The sequence below is a fragment of the Marinoscillum sp. MHG1-6 genome, assembly GCF_024714475.1.
Taxonomy (GTDB): domain Bacteria; phylum Bacteroidota; class Bacteroidia; order Cytophagales; family Cyclobacteriaceae; genus JAMZMI01.
The window spans coordinates 1-22,949 of record NZ_JAMZMI010000009.1 but is presented as its reverse complement, the minus strand read 5'-3'; the positions used below and the strand labels follow the sequence as shown (position 1 = coordinate 22,949).

Sequence of the window (22,949 nt, the reverse complement as noted above, 5' to 3'; positions counted from 1 at the left end):
GTTGATAATCATATTGTTTTGATTGTTTAGTTGAATAATTGTTAATTATTTGGGTGATTTTTTGATTAATTATGAAATATTAAAAAATCTCTAAGTGTTTCATGTCCCTTTCGACTCGTATTATTGAAAGGCAGTAAGAAATGGACAAACTGATCACTAAATACATAAACAAGGAGCTCTCCAGTGAGGAAGCCGCTGAACTCAAGGAATGGCTTGAGCGAGATGCGCTGAACCGGAAAGTGTTTGAAAATATCGTTGGTCACTGGCAACTGTCATCAGCCAAAATAGATCAAAGACAAGAAGCCGTTTTGGCCAGGGTGATGGTTGCAGATGAATCTCATTCAGAACAACCAGTAATTCCAATAAACAATACATGGAACTATCTGCGAAGAGTAGCAGCGATTATCATTGTTGGATTAGGCATAGCATACATAGCCCAAAATATCGACTTTGATATAGCAGAAACGCAGGTCGCTGAAATAGCCTATGTGCAGAAGCAAACTTCCTATGGTCAAAGGCGCACAGTTCAGCTTCCGGATGGAACCATTGTGAAACTGAATGCCGGATCAACGATAACCTTTCCAGCCAATTTTACTGACAAAAAGAGAGAGATATCCCTTGAAGGTGAAGCCTTTTTTGATGTAAAAAGAGACGAATCACGGCCGTTTATTATAACAACCTCGGATATTAAAGTTCGGGTGTTGGGAACCTCATTTAATGTTAAAGCCTATGACGAGGGCAAAAAGGCAGCAGTGGCGGTAAGATCCGGTAAGGTTGCCGTTTCAGACATCAATGATGCTCAGCGCACGGAATTGTTGCCAAATGAAATGGCTATATACCAGAAGGGGGATAAGAAAATTGATAAAACAGCCTTCGAAGAAGGTCAGGTGCCATTTGACTGGATGAATAACAACCTGGTGTTTGACGATGAAAATATTGACGAGATGTTTGTCGTGATATCCAGGTGGTTCGATGTGAAATTTGAAATAAGCGAAAATCTTGAGCTCGATCAAAAGCGGAAGTTTACCGGGAAGTATCGAAAGCCTACTTTGAGCTCGGTAATGGAAAGTTTATCCTATGCCTACGAATTTGATTATGAAGTAAAAGGGAAAACCGTATTTGTAAACAACAATTAGTACATATAAAAAAAGAGGAGCTGAGTCTACTTTGGGGAAAGATGCTCTCAGCTCGCTCAAAAGTTTATGACCTCTTAAACCACAAACTTTATGAATGTAAAATTACCCAAAATTATTATTCGCATGTCCAAGATTGCGATTTATGCGATCACCGTGGTCTACGGCCTCAGCCTGGCTTTCGCCTCTGAATCAAATGCCCAAAGGCGGTATTTGGATCAGATCGATATAGACATTAGCAAAAGGCACGTAGATCTGATCGATTTAATTGAAGAAATAGAGCAGAAGACGGGCTTTAGTTTCGCTTATTATGCTGATGATCTGAATGAAATTGACATCAAAGTTTCCAACGGTGATTGGAAATTAGATCAGCTATTAAGAGAAATATCCGTTCAGGGACGACTTTCACTTAGACGAGTCAATGAGACCATTACCATTAAGAAAGTAGGTGACCTGATCGAACTGCCTATCGTGACGGATGTTATTCAAACGGAAAGCATCAAAGGCAGGATAACAGATGAAGAAGGGGAGCCTCTTCCCGGTGCTACTTTGCTGGTAAAGGGGTCATCATTGGGAACCATTACGGATTTAGATGGGTACTATCTTCTTGAACTTTCTAAGGATGACTTTCCTCTGACCCTTGTAGCCTCATTTGTAGGTTATCAACCTACCGAGCGATACCTGGAGCAAGCCCCTGTGGGTAATCAGGTCGATTTTGATTTGGGTGTTGACCTCAGCGCACTGGATGAAGTGGTGGTTGTAGGATACGGAACACAAAAGAAAACGGACTTAACAGGCTCAGTGTCAAGGCTTGGTGGGGATGTTGTAGAAGATCTGCCGCTCACCAGTGCAGATCAGTTATTGCAAGGAAGGATGGCCGGTGTACAGGTAGTTAACTCTGGTGCTCCAGGTGGCTATGTGGCGGTAAGAGTTCGTGGGGTAGGTACCATTAACAGTGCCGATCCCCTTTATGTGGTTGATGGATTTCCGGTAAACGGAGGTATTAGCGCCATTAATCCGGATGACATCGCGTCCATTGATGTCTTGAAAGACGCTTCTGCAGCAGCCATTTATGGTTCAAGAGGAGCCAATGGGGTGGTGATCATTACCACGAAAAGAGGTAAGGCTGGAACTACAACAGTCGACCTGAATACCTATGCGGGATTTCAGGAAGTAACCAATCCCGTACAAATGCTTAATGCTTCTCAATATGCTGTACTCAACAACGAAATGAGGATCAATGGAGGGGAAACCCTGAATCCTGATTTTTCTGACCCTTTGAATGTTGTTGACTCCGCTGACTGGATGAATGAAGTGTTCAAACGAGGTATGGTGCAGAACTACAATCTTTCGATTAGAGGAGGTACTGAGAAGTTACGTTATAACATCAGTGGAGGATATTTCAAGCAGGAAGGTATAATCATCGGAACTGGATTTGACAGAAAATCTTTCCGATTAAACCTTGACAGTGACGCTAAAGAATGGTTGACTGTAGGTAACAGTTTCACCTATAGCTTATCAAATTTTACAAATAATGGAGGTAGTGGTTTAGTTCGAGATGCGATGAATTCGCTACCTACACAACCAGTCAAAAGAAATGGAATATTTTCGGGTCCGGAAGGCGCAGCGGAATTTGATGGTGATGTAACCAACCCAGTAGGAATTGTGTCCATAAGGGACTTTACAGACCTTAAGCACCGAATGATTGACAACCTTTATGTGGCTGCTAAACCTATAAAAGGGTTGACTCTTCGGTCTGAATTTGGTCTGGATTTGTCTTTCGAAAGAAAGCGCGAGTGGTCTCCGGCATATCAGTGGGGAGTAAAGGAACAAATGCAATCTTTTCTGTATGAAGATTCGAGAGAGCGTGTTGACTGGCTTTGGGATAACACAATCACTTACGAGAACACTTTTGGAGATCACAATTTTAAGGTGCTGGCTGGTATCAGTTCGCAGCATTCTGATTACAGGTATTTTGGAGGAAGTGGGCAGGACTTTGTCAGTGATGTGGCCAATCAGCTGGATAATATCCTGGATCAGGATAATGTGTACGGGTCTACCACTGAATGGGCTTTACTTTCTTACCTGGGAAGAATCAATTACGATTATAAAGGCAGGTATCTCCTGACCGCCTCGGCAAGATATGATGGCTCCAGTCGCTTCGGGTCAAATTATCGGTATGGGTTTTTCCCGTCTGCTTCAGCTGCATGGCGTTTGAGTAGTGAGCCTTTTATGGCTGGTGTGTCCTTTATTGATGATTTAAAAATTCGAGCAGGTTATGGTGTAACCGGTAATCAGAATATTGGAGACTTTGGATATATCGCCAGAATTAATACTTCGGGCAGATATACCTTCGGAAACACTACCTATGCTGCCGTATATCCTGATAACATGCCTAACCCTGATATGAGATGGGAACAGGTGGAGCAAACAAGTCTCGGGATTGATATGATCGTGGCGAAGGGACTCATCGGCGCGACAGTTGAAGTTTACCTAAGGGATACCGAGGATATGTTGCTTTCTACGCCTATTCCGATCACTACAGGATACTATGACGCAGGATGGCCGATCCTCAATGTGGGTGCTATGAGAAACAAGGGGATCGAATTCTCTATCAATTTGCAGAAGACTTTCAATGAGTTCTCATGGACGTCAGATCTGAATGGGTCAATCAACAAAAATGAAATCCTGAGATTGGGTGGTTCAAACGGGGACAATGAGATCGTTACAGGAGGTCTTACCTTCAACAAGCAAGCTGCACGACATGCAAAAGGTCATCCGGCCAATGCTTTCTATGGCTATGTAACGGACGGAATCTTTCAGACAGATGAGGAAGTAGCAGCGCATGCTACTCAGGTGGATGGAACCAACAGTACCAACAGTACTTCACCGGGAGATATTCGGTTTGTGAATCTTTATGAGGGTGATTCCTTATTTGCGATTAATGATGAAGATCGAAAATTTCTGGGTAACCCTAATCCTGATCTGTACTACGGTTGGAGCAATACGGTTAAGTACAAAGGGTTTGACCTGACAGTTTTCTTACAAGGGGTTTATGGTAATGAGGTTTTCAATGCTAATCGATTGTTTAGCGAAGCAATGGTGGTAGCACAGAACCAAACAGTCAATACACTAAACAGATGGAGAGGTGCTGGTACCAGTAATGAGGTTCCAAGAGCTACTTCCACAGACCCTAACAATAACCAAAGAGTATCTGATCGCTATATCGAGGATGGATCCTATTTGCGGATCAAAAACCTGACTTTAGGATATACACTTCCAAAATCCGTTTTGGAGGCTATGAAAATCCAAAAGTTAAGGGCGTATATCTCAATTCAAAACCTGGCGACTTTCACAAAGTACACTGGATTTGACCCGGAAGTGGATATCAACGGAATAGATAATAGCGTCTATCCACAGAGTAGAATTGTAACGGCAGGTTTGAATATCACTCTATAAACGCGATGACAATGAAATTAAAATACATATTGACAATATTTCTGGCATCCACGCTTATGGGATGCGGTGATGAATTTTTGGAATTAACACCCTCAAATTCGATTAATAGTGACAACTTTTTCCAAACCGAAGCCGATGCTGTGGCAGCGGTCAATGGTGCCTACCAGGTACTGCAGTGGCCAAATAATTACAATTTAAGAGTTTGGGCGCTGGATATTGTAGCAGGTAATGCTGAAGTCGGAGCAGGTGGAGGTGATGATGGTGTGGAGACCAAGCAGCTGTCCAACTTCATCTTTGCTACTGATAATCCCGGGGTTGAAGATTTGTGGAGAGGAATATGGACGGGTGTGGCCAGAGCCAACCTGGTGATGGACAAAGTCCCTGATATGAACATTGATGAGACGCTTAAGAGCAGATTGATTGCGGAAGCCAAATTCCTAAGAGCGCTCTATTATTTCAATGGAGCAAGGGTATACGGTGGACTGCCATTGTTGCCGAAGCTATCAGATGACCTTTATGTCGAGCGGGCTTCTGTTGAAGACACCTATGCTTTTGTTATTTCTGATCTAAATGCGGCCAAAGACGTTCTTCCGGTTTCCTATGATGGGACGGTCAACAACGAAGTAGGTCGAGCTACCAAGGGAGCAGCATTGGCCTTAATGGCTAAAGCGCATCTGACGATCGGTGAATATGCTGAAGCTGAAGCAGCAGCTAAGCAAGTGGAGGCACTGGGTGTCTATGACCTGAACTTTGATTATTCACAGAATTTCGATCCAAACAACGAAAATGGAATAGAATCGGTATTCGAAGTACAATACAGTGCGGGTGCAGGTTTCGGTGCTTTTGACAAGCCACACCAGGGAGCATGGGTGACAGAGTTTACCAATCCAAGAGGTAGTGGATTGTCTGCCTGGGGTGGATTTGGCTGGGGGCATGTGACCCAGGAATTTGTTGATGCCTATGAGCCTGGTGACCAGCGCTTACAATACACAGTATGGCAGAGTGGAGATACGTATGATGCATTTACTTATGATCCCTCGTTCTCTACAACAGGATACAACATTAAAAAATGGGTTCAGGGAAGCGGCAGTGCTACTGGTGTGGATAGCGATTTGAATTTTCCTGTTATTCGGTATGCAGATGTGCTGCTGATGATTGCCGAGGCGCTTAATGAACAGGGCAAACCAGGTGAAGCAGCTCCCTACATTGAAAAAGTACGAAACAGAGCGGGCCTTACCGATGACCTTTCCGGTTATTCTCAAAGTGAAATGAGGGATGCAATCCTTCATGAGCGCAGGATTGAATTTGCCTTCGAAGGTCAATGGTGGTTTGATGTGCTACGAGCAGGCCCTGACTACTCCGAAAGCTTTTTTCATGGGTTGGGTAAAACCAACTTTGACAAGACTAAACATATACTGTTTCCAATTCCTCAGACAGATTTAGACCTGAACCCGAATTTGGAACAAAACCCTAATTTCTAGTCAACCAAGCTATTGAATGTTGAGCGCTCCGAATTCAATTTGGGGCGCGACATTCCAACAAAAACCTTACAAAAATGAAAACTTTAAATACAAAAAATATAGTTGATCTATTGATCAGCCGGGGGATTTTTTTGCTAATGATTTTCTGCCTGGCTCTGAATATCTCATGTAATGACAATGATCCTGACCCTAAATCTGACCAGGATTCAGCAACTGATGTTACTGCACCCATCATCACAATTGATGGAATAGATAACACCAGTTTATTAAGTCTGAACGACAGTAACTCGGATAACTCTTTTGTGGTCGTCTTTAAAGATGATGTGGGGCTCACCAGCTATAGCATAGATATCGAGAATAGTGATATCGCCATATCGAAAGATACGACGGCCACAGAGGTTGCCGAGATCGTGGATGTTTCTTCCCTGACACTTGACCAGGAATATGGAGTGATGATAAAAGTAGAAGATCAGGAAGGCAATGCCGATTCCCTGAACTTCCGCTTGATCATTAACTCCGAAGCAATAGATGAACCGACGGCATCATACACTGAACTGTATGTTCTGGGGAGCGGTACATCAGGAGGCTGGGACATGAGCTCGCCATCGGCGCTAACAAGAAACGCTGGTGATACCCTGGTTTGGGAATGGCAAGGCGACCTTTCTGTGGGTGAATTGAAGTTCTCGACTTACAAGGATGACGTCTCTGCAGATCCGTACATTACTGGAGACTGGTTGCTTCCTGCTTCATTAAATCCGACTATAGTAGATGGTCAGGCTAATGATCTTGTTATTTGGGATGCCGTAACAGAAGGAGCACCTACAGGAAGTGAAGATACCAAGTGGCAGGTAGATGTTGCTGGAAATTATACCATTACCATAGACTTTAATGACTCTACGGTGACCTTCGATCTGGTAACAGCCAAAGTAGGATTTGAAGCTCTCTATCTCGTTGGTAGTGCCACTCCTGGTGGTTGGGATCTGGGCAATAAGACGGCCATGACTGCAGACGTTAGCAATTCAGCACTTTTCACATGGCAGGGAGCATTGATTTCAGGAAGTATGAAGATTGCGGCAGAAAATGCGGATTTTGGTTCAGGTCAATGGATCCATCCGACAACTGACGGGCAGGCTTTAAACGAAACAAGCTATGAAGTAATCATTGCCGGAACAGGAGGGACCGATTATCAATGGCAGTTTGATGCGGGGAATGAGGCGGTTTATAAAGTAACCGTAGATACGGAAAATGCTACTATCACCTTTGAGTATATCGAGGCGCTACCGACCTATTATACTGAATTGAATTTGGTAGGGGATGCTACCCCTGGCGGTTGGGACTTAAACAGTCAGACAGCCATGACGGTAGATGGTAGCAATCCTGCGATTTTCACAGCGACTGTCGCTTTGGGTGCCGGAAGTCTGAAAATTCATGCAACCAGTGTTGCTGATTGGTGTGCAGGTGAATGGCTGAATGCTTCAACGGCGGATCAGTCAATCAGTGGATCACCGGCCTATATTGTGACAACAGGATGCGATGGTCCTGACAATAAATGGGTAGTTACTGCGGGAGAGGCAGGTACCTACTTGATAACGATTGACCTTGAAAACGGGACCATAGCCTTTGCGCTACAATAATGAGAAGTACTTCATCACGGCATGGGGGACAACCCCATGTCCGTATCACTAAAATTATAAAATGATGAAAAATAGAATATTACAATTAATTAGCTCGGGGTACTTGTTTATCCTGGGTGCCGCAATCCTTGGGTTTTCATGCTCAGAGGAGAATTATGATAATGTTGTACTAGACGACCTAAATGCCCCGGCGATATGGGTAGATGATATTGCTGATGACACCTTGTTTATCAGTTACTCAGATGCGGGCAACTACCTATCAGCCACCTACTCTGATGAGACAGGATTGGGGACCCTTAATTTATCTATTGATTCCACGGATGTAGCTATCATATCAGTAGATAAGCAGTTGGAAGGCACACAGGTGTATGATACCATAGATGTTTCCGGTCTTGAACTGAATACACCCTACGAGGTTTCTATAACATTGACAGATGATTCTGAGAATGTTCAATCTTTGGACTTCGTACTGGTAGTCTCTCTTGAAATGGGGCCGCCGGCACCTTATTCCGAGATCTATATCGTAGGAGATGCTTCGCCGTCCGGGTGGAATATTGGTACACCTGAGGCTTTCACAGTGAAGCCAACGGATTCATGGGTTTTCACCTTCACGGGCAGTTTAACAGCAGGTGAGATTAAATTCTCAACATTCGCGGGTGATTGGTGTGATGGTCAATGGCTGAATGCCTCAGTAGCAGACCAGTCGATCAGTGTGACCGATTACATTGTCACGAATGGTTGTGATGGACCGGACAATAAATGGAGAGTACAGGCCGGAGAAGAAGGTACCTATCAAATAACCATAGATCTGTCGGCTGAGATGGTGACATTTGTGAAACAATAATAAATACCGGTGAGAGGATAAGTTAGTTGTTTTCTGAATGGTGGAGGTGGGTAGTGCACCTCCGCTACTTCAGATTTGATTAAATTAAGTAGTTAACGATATCTGGTGAATTAAAAGCATAGCAGTTGCCAGATTTTACAACAACGTGAAGGAATGAATTATTTTAGGAATTTTTGTTTTTTGATTGTTATGATGTCTTTAAGCCATTGCGAAGAGTCAGGGAAGGTGCTCTATCAATCAGATCAGTTTACACTGAAGGCTGACGGTGTGGTGCAAGATGACAATGAGGTAAAGGTGATTTCAAACACAAAGTTGACCTCTACCTATCAGAGTAAGAAAAGCGATAATTTCTCAAGAAGAATACAATTCAAGTTGAGTATCAATGAAAAGGACAATGAGTTTCAGGCAGGGAAGGACCACTGGTTGGTTATTGGTGATGAGAATGAATCGCCAATTATCACCTTTGGACAAAGGGACGAAGCCATTCCTGATGAACCTGTTGATAAACTACCCGCTAACTTCGAGTACACTTTTAGAGTTGACCTTTCCCCGGTATTTAAACAGTTTGAAGAGAAGGGTTTTTATGAAGCATTCGATGGCAGTAGGATTGCGAAAGCAGATTTGAAAAATGTCTATATCGCCGGAGGTTCCGATCCCTTGACATGGGACTTCTCAAACCTGGAAGAAAACGGACTGGACTTGCAGGACCCGGACGGCGATGGGATCTATGAATTAAAAGTTGTCTTCAACCCGGTAGATCCGGCAGATAAAGAAATGAAGACATGGGAGCTGTCAACGGATATTTCATCCAAACCAACTTACCAGTCAGAACAGCCCATTGTGGATGCGCTATTTAATATGTCACTGGAAGAGGCAATCATGAATATAGAGCCTGATAGCACCTTGAGAACAGGAGCAAAATGGGGGGGTGTCTGGACGAGAGATGTCAGCTACAGCATCTTACTTGCCTTCGCATACCATGAGCCAGAGGTGGCGAAGATCAGCCTGATGAAAAAGGTGACACCAAGAAAAAGAATTATACAGGATACAGGTTCGGGCGGAGCCTACCCGGTTTCATCTGACAGGACCACCTGGTCTTTGGCCGCATGGGAAATTTACAAGGTAACACAAGATAAAGTATGGTTGCGAGATGCTTATGATATTTTGCGCAATACCCTGGAAGATGACTATAAAGTTTTAAGTGCCGAAACCGGGTTGTACAGGGGTGAATCATCCTTTCTTGATTGGAGAGAGCAGACCTACCCGAAGTGGATGGATAATCGGGATATCTATGTGTCCCAAAACCTGGGAACTAATGTTGTCCATTATCAGGCTCATGTGATTTTGTCTAAAATGGCGAAACTGCTTGGAGAGGAAAGTACAGTATATGAGCAAAGAGCCGCGTCACTGAAGTCGGCGATCAACGATCAGCTTTGGCTTGAGGAGGAGGGGTATTATGCTCAATTCCTGTATGGTCGTAACGCGCTTATGCTTTCTCCGAGGTTTGAGGCGCTGGGTGAGGCATTGGCGATATTGTTTGATGTAGCAGATGAAGAACGAGCCAGCAGGATAGTAAGTGAATCTCCATTGACCCCATTTGGAACGACTTGTATTTACCCTCAGATCCCTGGCATTCCACCTTATCACAATAATGGAATCTGGCCATTTGTTCAGTCTTATTGGAACCTTGCGGTTGCAAAAGTTGGAAATGAGGAGGCCTTGCTTCATGGCCTGGCGGCTATCTATCGTGCAGGTGGTTTATTCCTGACCAACTATGAAAATTTTGTAGCTGAAAATGGAGACTACATGGGAACCGAAATCAATTCCCACAGGATGCTATGGAGTATGGCCGGTAATTTGGCCATGGTGCATCGTGTATTTATCGGAATGGATTTCCGGGAATCAGGTATCGCATTTCATCCGGTAATTCCGAAAGCCTATGGGGGTGAAAGGACCCTGAGTAATTTCCAGTACGGAGAATCTAAATTGAAGATTAAAGTAGATGGGTATGGCAACCTGATTAAGCGTTTTCTAGTGGACGGTGTAGAAATGGAAGAGCCTTTCTTTTCAGCTGAAATGACCGGAGATCATGAGATCTTGATTGAAATGTCGAACAATGAGATGTCATCAAAAGGAGCAAATCTCACAGCGAACCGTACTTCCCCGATGAACCCAATGGTGAGTTTAAAGGATAATAGTTTGACCTGGGAAATGGTGGATGGTGCGGATAGTTACAACGTCTACATGGATGGTGAATTAATAGAGAATGTTCAGAAAGGGGAATGGGAAATTACGAATGATTTTGGTGAGTTTGCTGTAAGCGCGGTACATGCAAACGGATTGGAATCATTCATCAGCGAACCGATTCTCTTTGGAGCCAAGGAAAGAGCACAATACCTGGAGATGGAAGATCAATTGCCAAAATCAGATCGGTCTTACAGCAACTTTTCAGGGGATGGCTTTGTGGCTACTACGATGACTGAAAATAAGGATTTGACTGTTGTCGTTGAGGTTGATGAACCAGGAATATACTTAATGGATTTACGCTATTCCAATGGAACCGGACCATGGAATACGGATAATAATTGCGCAATGAGAACCCTTTATGTCAATGATCAGGAGATCGGTACCTATGTGATGCCGCAGCGAGGTACAGATGAATGGTCGGACTGGGGATGGACAAATTCCTACAGGGTGACCCTGAATAAGGGGACAAACCAGGTAAAGTTGAATTTGGAAGATTGGAACACCAATATGGATGGAGTGATCAACGATGCCATGTTGGACCAGCTTAGATTGATCAAAATTGAATAAGTAGTACGAACATGAATTGATTTTTTGTGCCCTGGACTGAAAGTCTGCTGGAGGCATATTCTATGCCTGAATGGATCTCGATAGCTAGCATTGAGATGATCTCAGGGACTGGATTATTGGTAACGTCAGACATCCTGATGGGCAGGGAGAGCATTGCCCATACTCAAAATTTACAGGACTCATTTTTAACCTAAAAGGAAGTTACAAATATGAGTTTAACTGAAGAACAAATGGATTTTAAAGCCGCTTTTTGGGGCAGATTTTTATTGGTCATGGTATTTATATCGGTGATGTTAACCGGTATCCATTCCATGGCACAGCGACAGCGGGCGCCAATGTATTTTAGTGCCTATGCCTATCTGTACACCATCAATGACAACCAGCCAACTACCTTGCCGATGGACGAGAGTAGATGGCAACATAACATTGACTATGTGTCGGAGCACCTGGCCCCATTGGGGTTTGATATGATTGTCACGGATGGATGGGGCGAAGATATCAGGAATGCCCAGGGTTTTCGGATAAAGCATCACTCAAGTTGGAACAACCAGTTCTCATACTGGGCAAATTATGCCCAGACCAAAGGCCTGAAGCTGGGCTTGTATGAAAATCCACTTTGGATAAATGCTACCGTTCCATCTACCCAAAACTTGTATGACCAAAATGAGAATGCCACCTGGTTTAACTGGTTGCAGGTTGGCTACCCCGGAGCAGAGAACTACATTCATAACTACATTGATTATTATGCTTCGTTCGGAGTTGATTACCTCCGGGTAGACTTTTTATCCTGGTATGAGGATGGAAAAGATAAGCTCCCGGAGTTGACGAATGAGCACGGTCGGCCAGTTGAGGATTATCAAACAGCCTTAAGCTGGTTAAATCAATACTGCGATGCCAATGATATCCAACTCAGCCTGGTTATGCCTCATCTATACAATCATGGAGCTAATGAAAGACAATTTGCACCTGGAAGCATGATTCGGGTAAATGAAGATGTTTGTGAAGGTGGGTGGTACAGACTGAGTGAAATGGAAAAAGGCGTGCACCATGATATATGGTCGCAGTATCACAACACCTTCGACGGCATGATCTACTGGTCCGATATTTCAGGGTTTGATGACAGTCAGGATGAGATGATCATGGACGGTGATTTTATCTGGCTTTCATCTTTTGCCAATGATGATGAGAAGAAAACCGCTCTTACAATCAATCTAATAGCCGGCGGTGCTATTGCTCTGACTGAGTATGACATAGAGGATATCCAGCAGAGCATTCACCTACTGCAAAATAATGAAGTCTTCGCCTTGAATGAGGATGGTTTTGTTGGTAAACCGTTAAGCCATGATGTGTTAGATGACAACAGTCTCATTTGGAAGGGACAAATGTCAAATGGTGATTGGGTGGTGGCGATGTTTAATCGTGATGATTATGCACGTAATCGTTCCATTGACTTTAGTGTCCTGGGATTTAATGAAACAGCCGATGTTCGTGATTTGTGGGCGCAGCAGGATTTGGGTGCCATGGGAAGTTATAGTGCAAATATTCCGGCACATGGATGCGTGTTATTAAAAGTGGTCCCAACCGGACATCAACGAGAAATGAACATTGCCGGATCTTTCAATTCATGGACTCCAAACATTAATATGGCCTTTGCCAACGAAGAATGGGTAGCATCTGATGTATATCTTCCAGCCGGTAATCATGAACTCAAATTTGTGAATACATCGGACTGGTCGGATGAAGACTGGGGTGGGGCCTCAGGCCTATCCGGCACGGCAATTTCTACGACAGGAGGTGGAGGCAATATATCTTTTACGACTTCAGTGAATGATACCTATATGGTTACCTTCGATGATATCAGCCTGGACTATTCGATCGTTTCAGAAAATACTATTTATTCAGGAGGTACCTACTCCATTAGATCGGTTCACAGTGGTAAGGTGTTGGATGTCGAATTGAATTCGATGGCAGATGGCGGCAACATTCATCAATGGGAGAATTTTGGAGCGAGCAATCAAAAATGGGTGTTGACGGATGTAGGTGTAGGTCAGTACAGTATTGTGGCCGAGAGCAGCGGAAGGGCATTGGACGTTGAGGGTAGTTCCACGAGTAATGGAGCCAATATTCATCAATGGCAATATTTCGGGAATGACAATCAGAAATGGTACGTTAACCATTTAGGTGACGGCATGTTTAGCCTGATATCTGTGAGTAGTGGTAAGTCAATCGACATCGCAAACAGCTCTATGCAGGATGGGGCTAATATTCATCAGTGGTCCTATTTCGGAGGTGACAGCCAAAAATGGTATCTGGATTTAATAGAAACAGGAGCCAGGCAATCAAGTGCTTTGGAATCGGGAAATGTAGAGGTGGACCTATCCGTCTATCCCAATCCGGTGGAAAACGGACATCTTGTGATCGAGTTGCCGGAAACTACCGGGAGGAACTTTAGCTTGAATATTTATGATCTGTCCGGTACCATGGTGTATCATATTAATGGTCAACATTCGGGCAGAGTAGCGCTTGATGACCTTCCATTGAATAGCGGTTTGTACCTGATGCGTATTGAGTCAGGATCATTTTTAAAAGAATCAAAAATAGTTGTGAAGTAATAATGAATAACTGTGAGGAGAAGGGCAGGGTCCAATTCTCCTCCGGTTTTTTACCTGATAAATGAAAGGATTAAATTGATATAAGATGAAGATGTTTGGAATGAGATTATTGATGTGTGGAATAGTGCTGTTTGCGGCCTTTATGGTAAGAGGTCAAAGCAACCCTTATAAAGCACCGCTTTACTGGAGTGTGTACGAATACCATATTGAGAAAGAGATGGCAGGAGAGGTGTCCAATTATATACCGGAGTCTGTTTGGCTGGAGAATATTGATTGGGTGGATGAAAACTTAAAAGACCTGGGCTATGATATGATCTGTATCGATGGCTGGGGAGATGTTGGGCAATTAAATGCAAATGGCTATCGAAAGTCTCACTCCTCAAATTGGGAACACGACTATGCCTGGTGGTCTGATCATCTGCAATCGCGTGGTATGACCCTTGGGATGTATGGAAATCCGCTTTGGATCAATGTTCCCGATAATGACCAAACCCGCAAAGTGGTAGGGACCGAAATCCTGGTTTCAAGCCTTAAGGACCCAAATGAAGATGCTTTATGGTTTGACTGGGTGCAGGTGGATCATCCGGGGGCAGAAGAGTATGTCAAAGGCTATATCAAGTACTATGCTGACATGGGTGTGAAGTATTTCAGGATTGACTTTCTTTCATGGTTTGAAAGTGGGTGGGACAGGTATATCGGTACGGTCGGTCCTGATCGAAGAACGGATGGATATTATGAAACAGCCTTACAATGGATGCGGGAAGAGGCAGATGCACAAGGAATGTTTCTAAGCCTGGTGATGCCTAATTTGTATGATGAAGCTGCGGACGAAAAGGTCTATGGCCATATGTTCCGCATCAATGAAGATACCGGTGAAGGTGGCTGGTGGAAATTCAGCGATAAAGACCGTGGGCAAAAACGGACAGGATGGTCTGTATATGGCAATCCATTTGATGGTCTGACATACTGGTCTTATTTGGCGGGTAGGGGCAATGTCATTCTGGATCCGGATTTTATCAGAATCAACACCTTTGCTAATAATGAAGAAAAGAAAAGCGTTATCTCGGTTTGCCTGATGGCAGGAGGGCCGATAACCATTTCCGATCAGTACAACACCATAGGCGATGACCTCTGGTTGTATCAAAATAAAGAACTACTGGAGCTCAACTGGGATGGTTTTGTAGGAAAGCCATTAAGCAATGACCCCACAAACCCGCAAAGTCAGATTTGGAAAGGACAGCTGAGCAACGGAGAATGGATTGTGGCCTTGTTCAACCGGGAGGGTAGTGTGCTGAATCGAAGCATTGATTTCAATTCCGAGTTAGGCATATCCGGAAATGCTCAGATCAGAGACCTTTGGAGTCACGAAGATCTTCCTGTGGGAACCTCTTTCTCTACAGACATTCCGGCCCATGGATGCCGTGTGATCAAGGTGGTTGCCGAGGGAGTGTCGATGAATAAGACTAATGGCTTGCTGGTGGAATCCGTAATCGTAGACTCTCAGGCAGACACGGACACAACAAATTTTGGAGTTGCAAATATCCTGGTTGTGGATACAGAAGGAAATCCCGTAGAAGGAGCCACGCTAACAGCCACTTTATCCGGATCCTTTGAAGAGCAGCTAACCGGTGTGTCCGGAGCTGACGGTATCGTTACATTAGTGAGTTCGACCTCAAAGCTCGGCAAGGTAAAGGTAAACCTATGCCTGGATGAGCTGTCTCACAGTGAGCTGATCTACTCTCCTGAGCTGGGAGGGATTACCTGCTTCGGGGATAACCTGTACGTTGCAGGTACTTACAATGACTGGTCACTAACACGCATGCAGTATGAAAATGGCTGGTGGAAAATGGCTGCTGTCCCAATGAAAGCAGGAGCTCATCAACTCAAGTTTGCGAATACCAGTGATTGGTCCGGAGAAGATTGGGGCAATGCTTCAGGCTTGTCCGGTGTAGCCAAAATAACTACAGGAGGGGATCCTGACATCAATTTTACAATTGATCAATCAGCCTTATACCAGATTTATTTCAATGAAGAAACGTTGCAGTTTTCGATAGAAAAGAGCGAACAACTCAAGGTCCATGAGCAGATGTATATGTCCGGTTCATTTACCCTTTGGAATCCCCGTGAAATGACTTTCGATGGTACCGAATGGGTGCTGGAGGACGTAGGCCTTGGGATAGGGAACTATGAGCTAAGGTTTACCAACTCCACACTTCAGGGAGCTGACCGCTGGGGAAACGCATCTGGAAAAACCGGCACTGCCACTTTGATGTCCAGTGAGGACCCAAATGTGACCTTTACCACCACGGCTCAGGGCAAATACACCATAGCTTTCAATGATATCACCCTGGATTACCGGATTGAGATACCGAATGGGGTATTGTCTTTAGGTCAATCTTTTTCCGATGAAATCGTAAAGGTTTATCCTAACCCAACATCTGATCATATCCAGATCAGTTTACCACCATCGTGCAGTTTGTTGGGGATAAGCATCCTTTCACTCGATGGAAAGCGCGTAGCTTCCATTTACCCAAAGGCTCATCAGCGCAAGATTGATTTGAAATCATATGGCCTTCAGAAAGGGATTTACTTGCTTCAGGTTAGAACGAACAAAGAGGTCATTACTGAAAGGATTGTGATTAGTAAGTAATATGCCGCCGGTGTGGAGTTATAGGTTATCACAAGACTATTGACGCAAATGACCACCCGGCAATAACTGATGACCTATCGATAAAGGCCGATGACCACCGGTTAATCATTCCTGACCATGAGAAAATGACAAATGACCGCTCAGTAATTATTCCTAACCACCCGCCAAATACTCGTGACCACCCGGCAATCGCTCATGACCGCCAGACAATGACTCTTTACCATGCGGCAATCATTGATGACCGCATGTTGTTTTTGGATTGATGGTCCTGAGTTGTAAACTCAGTATAGCTGTGTCAAAGTCACCCGGTAAGTCCTTTGTCACTGTCAAGGCTTATCAATCGGGACAATGCGAAATAATCGGCTAGGGTCATCTGTCAATAAATAAACTAGTCCGTCAGGCCCGGTTCTTACGTCCCGAATACGCCCGAAACCCTTTAAAAGAACTTCCTGTTCTACAATCAATCCATTTTCTGCGAGTCTAATTCTTCGCAATTCCTGTGCTCTCAGGCTTCCGGCCAGTAAGTCACCTTTCCACTTTGAGAATTCTGATCCCAGATAAATGGTCAGTCCACATGGTGCTATGGACGGTGTCCAATGCAGTAAAGGTTGCTCCATTCCTTCTTTCTCGGTGAGAGGGGTGATAGGGCGGCCATCGTAATTGATACCATGAGTGATCACCGGCCATCCGTAATTTCTCCCTTTAAGTATAAGGTTCAATTCATCTCCTCCGCGAGCACCATGCTCGGTGGCGTAAATAGTATGGGTATCTGCATCTATTACAAGACCCTGAGGGTTTCTATGGCCATAACTCCAAATCTCGTTTGGAACTTCCGCGTCATTAATAAAGGGATTGTCTTCAGGAACCCTTCCATCGTCATAAAGCCGCATGATTTTGCCATTTGGACGATTTAGGTCCTGTGCTTGTCCCATAGCACCCCGTTCTCCGACCACGAAATAAAGATAACCGTTGTCAAACGCCATGCGTGTTCCATAATGAGCTCCCGAACGCGTGTAAAATTTTTGGTCTGCCTTATAGATCCATTCCTGATCCGCCCAGCGATGATTTATGATCCTGCCACGGACAATGGCGGTTTGAGAATAGGATTTGCCGTTCTCATCTCTCCATCCATCGGCGAAAGCCAGGTAGATCCATCCATTATTTTTATAATCGGGGTGAAGCGAGATATCCATCATGCCACCTTCCGGGCCATCGAATATGACAGGAGGAGTATCAGCTACAGGCTTAGTAACAAGTTTGTAATTTGGGTCAATTACCCGAAGGGGTCCATTGCGCTCGGTGACTAGCATGTAGCCATCTGGGAGGAAGGCGAGGCCCCAGGGTGTATCAAGACCCTTGGTTAATACTTCAACACGGAAGTCATGGTGTTGAGTAGTAATGACTTGATCTGGGTCAAGTTCAGGAAATGTAATGCTATTATCTTGTTCGGCTTTTTCTAATTCTCGGATATAAACTACTAACGACCGTAGCTGGTCTGGAGAAAGCACACTCCCATAGGCAATCATGCCTTTTTCCGGGATTCCATCTTTAATTGTCTGGAGTATTTCTTCGTCGCTGCCACCAAATTCCCATTGCCCATCTGCCAGACTACTGCTCAACCCGCCTTTAAGATCTATCCCGTGACAGTTTGAACATATGTTTTTGTAGATACCTTCTACTTTCATCTCACTTAAGTCTTGTGCTCGAACGGAAAACAGGGGTATTAGGAGAACTACAAAAATTGTATTTCTGGAAAGTAGTCCAACCTTATGTGCCATAAGCATAGTTGATTTTTATTTTCTTTTAAAACTAGACAATCATTTAAGAGTTATCAATGGTAGTAGATGTTTCAAAGAGTGATTTTGGGGAATAACCTATGCATAATGCATGTAAAAATTAGATTCTTATCGGAAAATAGTGAAATCCATTGAGGCTTACACAGTTATAGCACCACAAGCTGTCTGAGTTTGAATCATGGGCCGAGTAGGCTCGGAACTTTCCATTTAAACAATTGTCTTTTACTTTCTTATTTAGGTTTTAAGAAGCAGGGACCTCCAATACTTCTACTTTTCCTACAATTTTATTCCATGCCGTAAACCCACCGGCAACGTTGGTGATCTTCTCAAATCCATTGTGATGCAGGATCATGGAGGCGAGGTATCCTCTTAGCCCTTTGGCACAATAGATATAAACAGGTTTGCGCTCATCTATTTCATCGATACGATCCCTTAAGTCATCCAATGGAATATTGATAGCATTTTCAATTTTTCCTGCACGATGCAGTTCGGATGGATTTCTCACATCAAGTAAAGTGATTTCATTAGGGTTTATTGAATTGATTTCTTTTTCTGCTTCTAGCACATTAAGCGCTCTATACCAACCCCTTTGGGTGTTTTGAGCAACATATCCTGCTACGATTACCGGATCTTTGGCCGGAGAATATGGAGGAGCATAGGCCAGGTCAAGGTTTGGCAGATCATAAATGGTCAGTCCCGCATAGATGGCTGTTGACAGCACGTCAACCCGCTTATCCACCCCAAACTCCCCGATCATTTCAGCACCCAGGAGTTTTCCGGTTTTCGGTTCGAAATAAATTTCGAGGAATAGGTCTTTAGGATCCGGATAAAAACTCGGAGTGGTAGCAGCTACGATAAAGGTGGATTGGAAATCAATATGATTGGCTTTTAGGGCCTTGATACCCATGCCTGTCCGGGCAATGGTGTGGTCAAAAAGTTTCATGATAGCCGTGCCATATCCGCCTTTGAAGTTTGCGACCTGCCCGACGGCCTGAGAACCAGCTGTACGTCCTCCCTTATTGGAATGCGTACCCATGGGGAACCACCCCATTTTTTGAGCAACCTGATCTTTAATACTGGCGCAATCTCCAGCGGCATAAATATCCGGTATAGAGGTTTGCATTTTTTCGTCAACTATGAGCGCGCCGTTTGGCAGATGTTCGGCTCCTTTTGAGGTGAGCATCTCGGTATTTGGTTTCACACTAATACCTACAAACATGAAGTCGGTATAAAGTCGGTCACCATTGCTAAGCAAAAGTTCTTGAGTCCGCGGATCAACAGCTTTGACTGAAACTCCGGTTCGCAGATCTATTCCATTTGATTGCAGAATCGTTTCGGTCATAGTAGCGAACTTTTCATCCCAGTTGCTGAGTACATTATCCGCCAGCTCAATTACCGTCACCTTTTTTCCAGCATCAATCAGGTTTTCGGCAGTTTCCAAACCAATGAGTCCGGCACCGACGATCGTGATATGCATAGAAGTGTCCAGAACTCCACGTTTCATCACCCTATCAAAGTCTTCAATGGTTTTAGCGTGTGCCCAGTTTTGAAATTCATTTATGCCCTGTATGGGTGGTAGAATCGCCCGACTTCCGGTGGCAAGGATCAGTTTGTCATAGGTATATTGACCTAAGTTCGTATAGACTATATGATCCGTGGGATCTATTTCAATTACCGGTTCGTTGAGATAAAGGTCCACTTTAAAGCGCTTTCTTAGAAGATCCGGATGAACAACAAGCAGTTTGTCACGCGTCTTGATTTTTCCCGATAACGCATAGGGTATCCCGCAGGTGGCGTAGCTGATATGAGCAGTCTTTTCGAAAAGCAGAATTTCTGCGTTTTCGTCGAGCCGTCTTGCTTTGGCAGCCGCTGATGGACCGGCTGATAAGCCCCCAATGATGATGATGCGTTTCCTTTTCATATCGCTTTGTTTTGATTAGACAAAGCTGAAAAAGGCAGCGTTACCTATTTGTAACAATGGTAACAGAACTGAGCTGATTTATATCAGTTTAAGCTGAATTGGTCCTGATACTTTTGAAGTAGTTAAAACATCGCTTGGCTGTGCCGAGCCATTGACGTAATGAGTAGAAAATCAGCTGCAAAAATCATTTTTTAGGAACGGTATTTGCTAAACATTAAGGATCTATAGACATTTTGTTAAACACCCGCATTCGACATTGCTTCAGACTTAGAGAATATTTCAGTACACAATCCAGCCAATCAACTAAGCCGCTCTTTTAATCGCTTTAGGATCATTTCTTCATTCCAGATTCAATTTTTTCCTTTACAGGCCCTTTACAATGAATGAATAGGGTAGTGGGATGCTGTGATTAACGTTAAAACCACACGTGATTGGAGCACAAACTACACGTCTTTCATCGATTAATCACACGTGGTTTTCGTCTTAACTACACGTCCATTTTGGAAAAACCACACGTGGTTTGGGTAGCGGATATCTTTTGTAATTTTTTTACCGTAAATACGTTGTTTGGTGTATAATGGAATGATATTTGTCTTTGATATAACTGTCTATAGGTTTTGTCGAACTGCAAAATCGGCTACTTCGCATGCTCAAGCCGAGCGAACATCTCTCTGTCCTGAACAAGACGGAACTTAAATACGAACTATCCCTGTCCTAATAATTGGGGTACCATCACTGCACCACACGCACAAAACGGTCTATAAAAAGCTGCGTTAACCCAGACATCCGCCAGAACTGCAGGCAGTTCTTCCACGCACTGAAAGTCACAGAAGGGGCAGGGAGCGGTATGTTCCTGAGATAGTGGCTAGGTGCAGTCCGACATCTGCATCGCTAGCGTATGTTATGAATCTTTATTTCATGTCAAGCAGAGTTCTAACTTCGTTAGCAATTACTACCAATCCGTAAGTATCAGGTTTATTTTCAGGATATTCAATTGCAGTTCGGATAGGAGTAAAGTGTTTATCTTCATCGGTCGGTCCGAGATAACCTAGAAGTATGATCTTGTTTTCTAGTTGACTTTGGTGTTTTTTAATCTCAAGTTCTGAACCTTCGATATGAATGAATTGGTCAAGCGTTCGAGTGTATTTGATAGGAATAGATTCGTTTACTTTGCATAGAACGTTCACTCTGGAATTAATCTTTCTTGCAATGACGAATGCCATGTGTTCAAAAGTTAGCCCGAGTTCATGTTTGATGACAGGGACAAAATGACTCATCAAATCGTTTCTCACCTCTGATTGAGTTACACCTTTATTAAAGGTATGTTGTTCAAATTTTTTGTGTGATCTGACTTGCTTGTTCCAATCTTCATATTGGTATCCGAGAATTTCTTTGTCAGTGTTCTTCAATGCAACTTCAAGTAAGGAATCTCCAAAATGATCCTTTTCTTCAACAAACCAAGCGTCAATTCCAATGAATTTTGGATTACAAGAATCAATCTTGTTAATAAGTTCAGCTATAAAGGCTCGATCACCATCTTCCAAGTTAACCAAGACTATATCTGGGTCGATATTATCTATTAATTCAACGTTAGGTGTTGAACAGCTACAAAGGGAAACTATGATGATAAAGGAGATTTTCTTCACCAGTGAGAATGATTCATAACGCCAAGCTAGCAGGAGTGCGCCCCGAGCTTGGCAAGTTCCGATAAAACTAATGAATTTGCCGCGCCCGGCAAGGGGGTGCTTCCAAAGTATCCAAGTGGCAGTGCGTTCAGAAGATAAAAACTCCTGAGAACTGAGCTTGGCAGAAAGCAGAGCAGTTTCCGCAGAGGCAGATTCACGGTCGAGTTCCACCGAAACTGGCTAAATGCTCAGTTCGCACATGCGTCCATACACAATGTTACAGCACGTTTTTATTCGTTACACCAGTCAGTTCGCTCGACATTAAAGGTTCGTTCGTTTCCGTTCCGGTACACTGTGAGTTCAGTGTTGCCTGAGATTTTGCTAATGCTGTCGTTCGGTTGTAAGTAATCGTAAAGTTCGGTTACAAATATTGGACTTTGAGTTTCTCTCTTCCCATTGTTCAAGTTCAGCGTTTGGACGTTGTGGTTATAAGAGTTGATAAACTTAGACTCAATTACTGCCTGTACTTGGTATTCCAGGTAATCGTTGAAGCGTTTACATCTATGGCTTCCAATTGTTGACATGTTCGTGAAGAAGATTGTTGGCATAAAGATGATAACAGCAACGATTGAAAATAGGACGTTCCTGTATGCTCTTTTGGTTCGCGGATCATCTGTCTTTTTGATCACTTCAAGGGCGTTAGAAAGATCGTTAAAATGTCCACGAAAAAAATGGGTTTCATATCCAAGTTGCTGGAGGTCGTTCTTGAGCCAGAACCATAGAAGGTTGCCAACAACAGCAAGAAAAATTAGGGCTAGAATTGCAAATCCGTTCATGGGAGATTATGTGCTGTAACCTTTAGCTTCCCTTCCTATAAATATTCCAAGAAACTGAATTTAATAACTTAAAGATAGGAAAGGCAGGTTTTGAACCAAGCGCTAACCAGGATTTGAGACCTATTGGTCGATTTGGTACCTGCT

The 22,949-nt window shown here is 43.7% G+C and carries 12 protein-coding genes; 8 read left to right on the top strand and 4 right to left on the bottom strand.

Annotated elements, in window-relative coordinates; genetic code table 11:
* The first annotated feature begins 140 nt into the window (after positions 1-140).
* The 8 genes from NXR94_RS15990 to NXR94_RS15955 all read left to right on the top strand — a co-directional run bounded on the left by NXR94_RS15990 (position 141) and on the right by NXR94_RS15955 (position 16,627).
* Complete coding sequence (locus NXR94_RS15990; protein ID WP_258105681.1) at positions 141-1,136, top strand: FecR family protein; 996 nt, start codon at positions 141-143, stop codon at positions 1,134-1,136.
* Between the two features lie 123 nt (positions 1,137-1,259).
* Entirely contained in the window at positions 1,260-4,592 is a 3,333-nt protein-coding gene (locus NXR94_RS15985) for a TonB-dependent receptor (protein ID WP_258105680.1), read from the top strand.
* Between the two features lie 11 nt (positions 4,593-4,603).
* The gene (locus tag NXR94_RS15980) at positions 4,604-6,073 is read left to right on the top strand and encodes a RagB/SusD family nutrient uptake outer membrane protein (RefSeq protein WP_258105679.1); all 1,470 of its coding nucleotides are present in this window, start codon (positions 4,604-4,606) and stop codon (positions 6,071-6,073) included.
* Between the two features lie 74 nt (positions 6,074-6,147).
* The gene (locus tag NXR94_RS15975) at positions 6,148-7,707 is read left to right on the top strand and encodes a SusF/SusE family outer membrane protein (RefSeq protein ID WP_258105678.1); all 1,560 of its coding nucleotides are present in this window, start codon (positions 6,148-6,150) and stop codon (positions 7,705-7,707) included.
* 61 nt (positions 7,708-7,768) lie between these two features.
* Complete coding sequence (locus NXR94_RS15970) at positions 7,769-8,551, top strand: SusF/SusE family outer membrane protein (protein WP_258105677.1); 783 nt, start codon at positions 7,769-7,771, stop codon at positions 8,549-8,551.
* 189 nt (positions 8,552-8,740) lie between these two features.
* Positions 8,741-11,365, top strand: a complete 2,625-nt coding sequence (locus tag NXR94_RS15965) for a glycogen debranching protein (RefSeq protein ID WP_258105676.1) — start codon at positions 8,741-8,743, stop codon at positions 11,363-11,365.
* A 209-nt stretch (positions 11,366-11,574) separates the two neighbouring features.
* Positions 11,575-13,977, top strand: a complete 2,403-nt coding sequence (locus NXR94_RS15960; protein ID WP_258105675.1) for an RICIN domain-containing protein — start codon at positions 11,575-11,577, stop codon at positions 13,975-13,977.
* 85 nt (positions 13,978-14,062) lie between these two features.
* Positions 14,063-16,627 carry a T9SS type A sorting domain-containing protein gene (locus tag NXR94_RS15955; RefSeq protein ID WP_258105674.1) on the top strand — a complete coding sequence of 855 codons (2,565 nt, stop codon included), beginning with the start codon at positions 14,063-14,065 and terminating at the stop codon, positions 16,625-16,627.
* A gap of 326 nt (positions 16,628-16,953) precedes the next feature.
* Here NXR94_RS15955 and NXR94_RS15950 read toward each other — a convergent pair whose 3' ends face one another.
* From NXR94_RS15950 to NXR94_RS15935, 4 genes are all read right to left on the bottom strand, one after another.
* Positions 16,954-18,405 carry a PQQ-dependent sugar dehydrogenase gene (locus NXR94_RS15950; RefSeq protein ID WP_258105673.1) on the bottom strand — a complete coding sequence of 484 codons (1,452 nt, stop codon included), beginning with the start codon at positions 18,403-18,405 and terminating at the stop codon, positions 16,954-16,956.
* A 259-nt stretch (positions 18,406-18,664) separates the two neighbouring features.
* On the bottom strand, positions 18,665-20,344 hold the full coding sequence (locus tag NXR94_RS15945; RefSeq protein WP_258105672.1) for an FAD-dependent oxidoreductase: 1,680 nt from the start codon (positions 20,342-20,344) through the stop codon (positions 18,665-18,667).
* Positions 20,345-21,255: 911 nt separating this feature from the next.
* Positions 21,256-22,200: a CHASE2 domain-containing protein gene (locus tag NXR94_RS15940; RefSeq protein ID WP_258105671.1), complete on the bottom strand. Its 945-nt coding sequence runs from the start codon at positions 22,198-22,200 to the stop codon at positions 21,256-21,258.
* Positions 22,201-22,259: 59 nt separating this feature from the next.
* Positions 22,260-22,805, bottom strand: coding sequence for a hypothetical protein (locus NXR94_RS15935; protein WP_258105670.1), 546 nt, complete (start codon positions 22,803-22,805; stop codon positions 22,260-22,262).
* Positions 22,806-22,949 lie beyond the last annotated feature (144 nt).

What these genes read in the sequence shown, in the direction of transcription:
- NXR94_RS15960 (WP_258105675.1), top strand. Translation starts at nt 11,575, where the DNA reads ATGAGTTTAACTGAAGAACAAATGGATTTTAAAGCCGCTTTTTGGGGC.
- NXR94_RS15955 (WP_258105674.1), top strand. Translation starts at nt 14,063, where the DNA reads ATGAAGATGTTTGGAATGAGATTATTGATGTGTGGAATAGTGCTGTTT.
- NXR94_RS15945 (WP_258105672.1), bottom strand. Translation starts at nt 20,344, where the DNA reads ATGAAAAGGAAACGCATCATCATCATTGGGGGCTTATCAGCCGGTCCA.
- NXR94_RS15975 (WP_258105678.1), top strand. Translation starts at nt 6,148, where the DNA reads ATGAAAACTTTAAATACAAAAAATATAGTTGATCTATTGATCAGCCGG.
- NXR94_RS15990 (WP_258105681.1), top strand. Translation starts at nt 141, where the DNA reads ATGGACAAACTGATCACTAAATACATAAACAAGGAGCTCTCCAGTGAG.
- NXR94_RS15970 (WP_258105677.1), top strand. Translation starts at nt 7,769, where the DNA reads ATGATGAAAAATAGAATATTACAATTAATTAGCTCGGGGTACTTGTTT.
- NXR94_RS15980 (WP_258105679.1), top strand. Translation starts at nt 4,604, where the DNA reads ATGAAATTAAAATACATATTGACAATATTTCTGGCATCCACGCTTATG.
- NXR94_RS15985 (WP_258105680.1), top strand. Translation starts at nt 1,260, where the DNA reads ATGTCCAAGATTGCGATTTATGCGATCACCGTGGTCTACGGCCTCAGC.
- NXR94_RS15965 (WP_258105676.1), top strand. Translation starts at nt 8,741, where the DNA reads ATGATGTCTTTAAGCCATTGCGAAGAGTCAGGGAAGGTGCTCTATCAA.
- NXR94_RS15950 (WP_258105673.1), bottom strand. Translation starts at nt 18,405, where the DNA reads ATGGCACATAAGGTTGGACTACTTTCCAGAAATACAATTTTTGTAGTT.
- NXR94_RS15935 (WP_258105670.1), bottom strand. Translation starts at nt 22,805, where the DNA reads ATGAACGGATTTGCAATTCTAGCCCTAATTTTTCTTGCTGTTGTTGGC.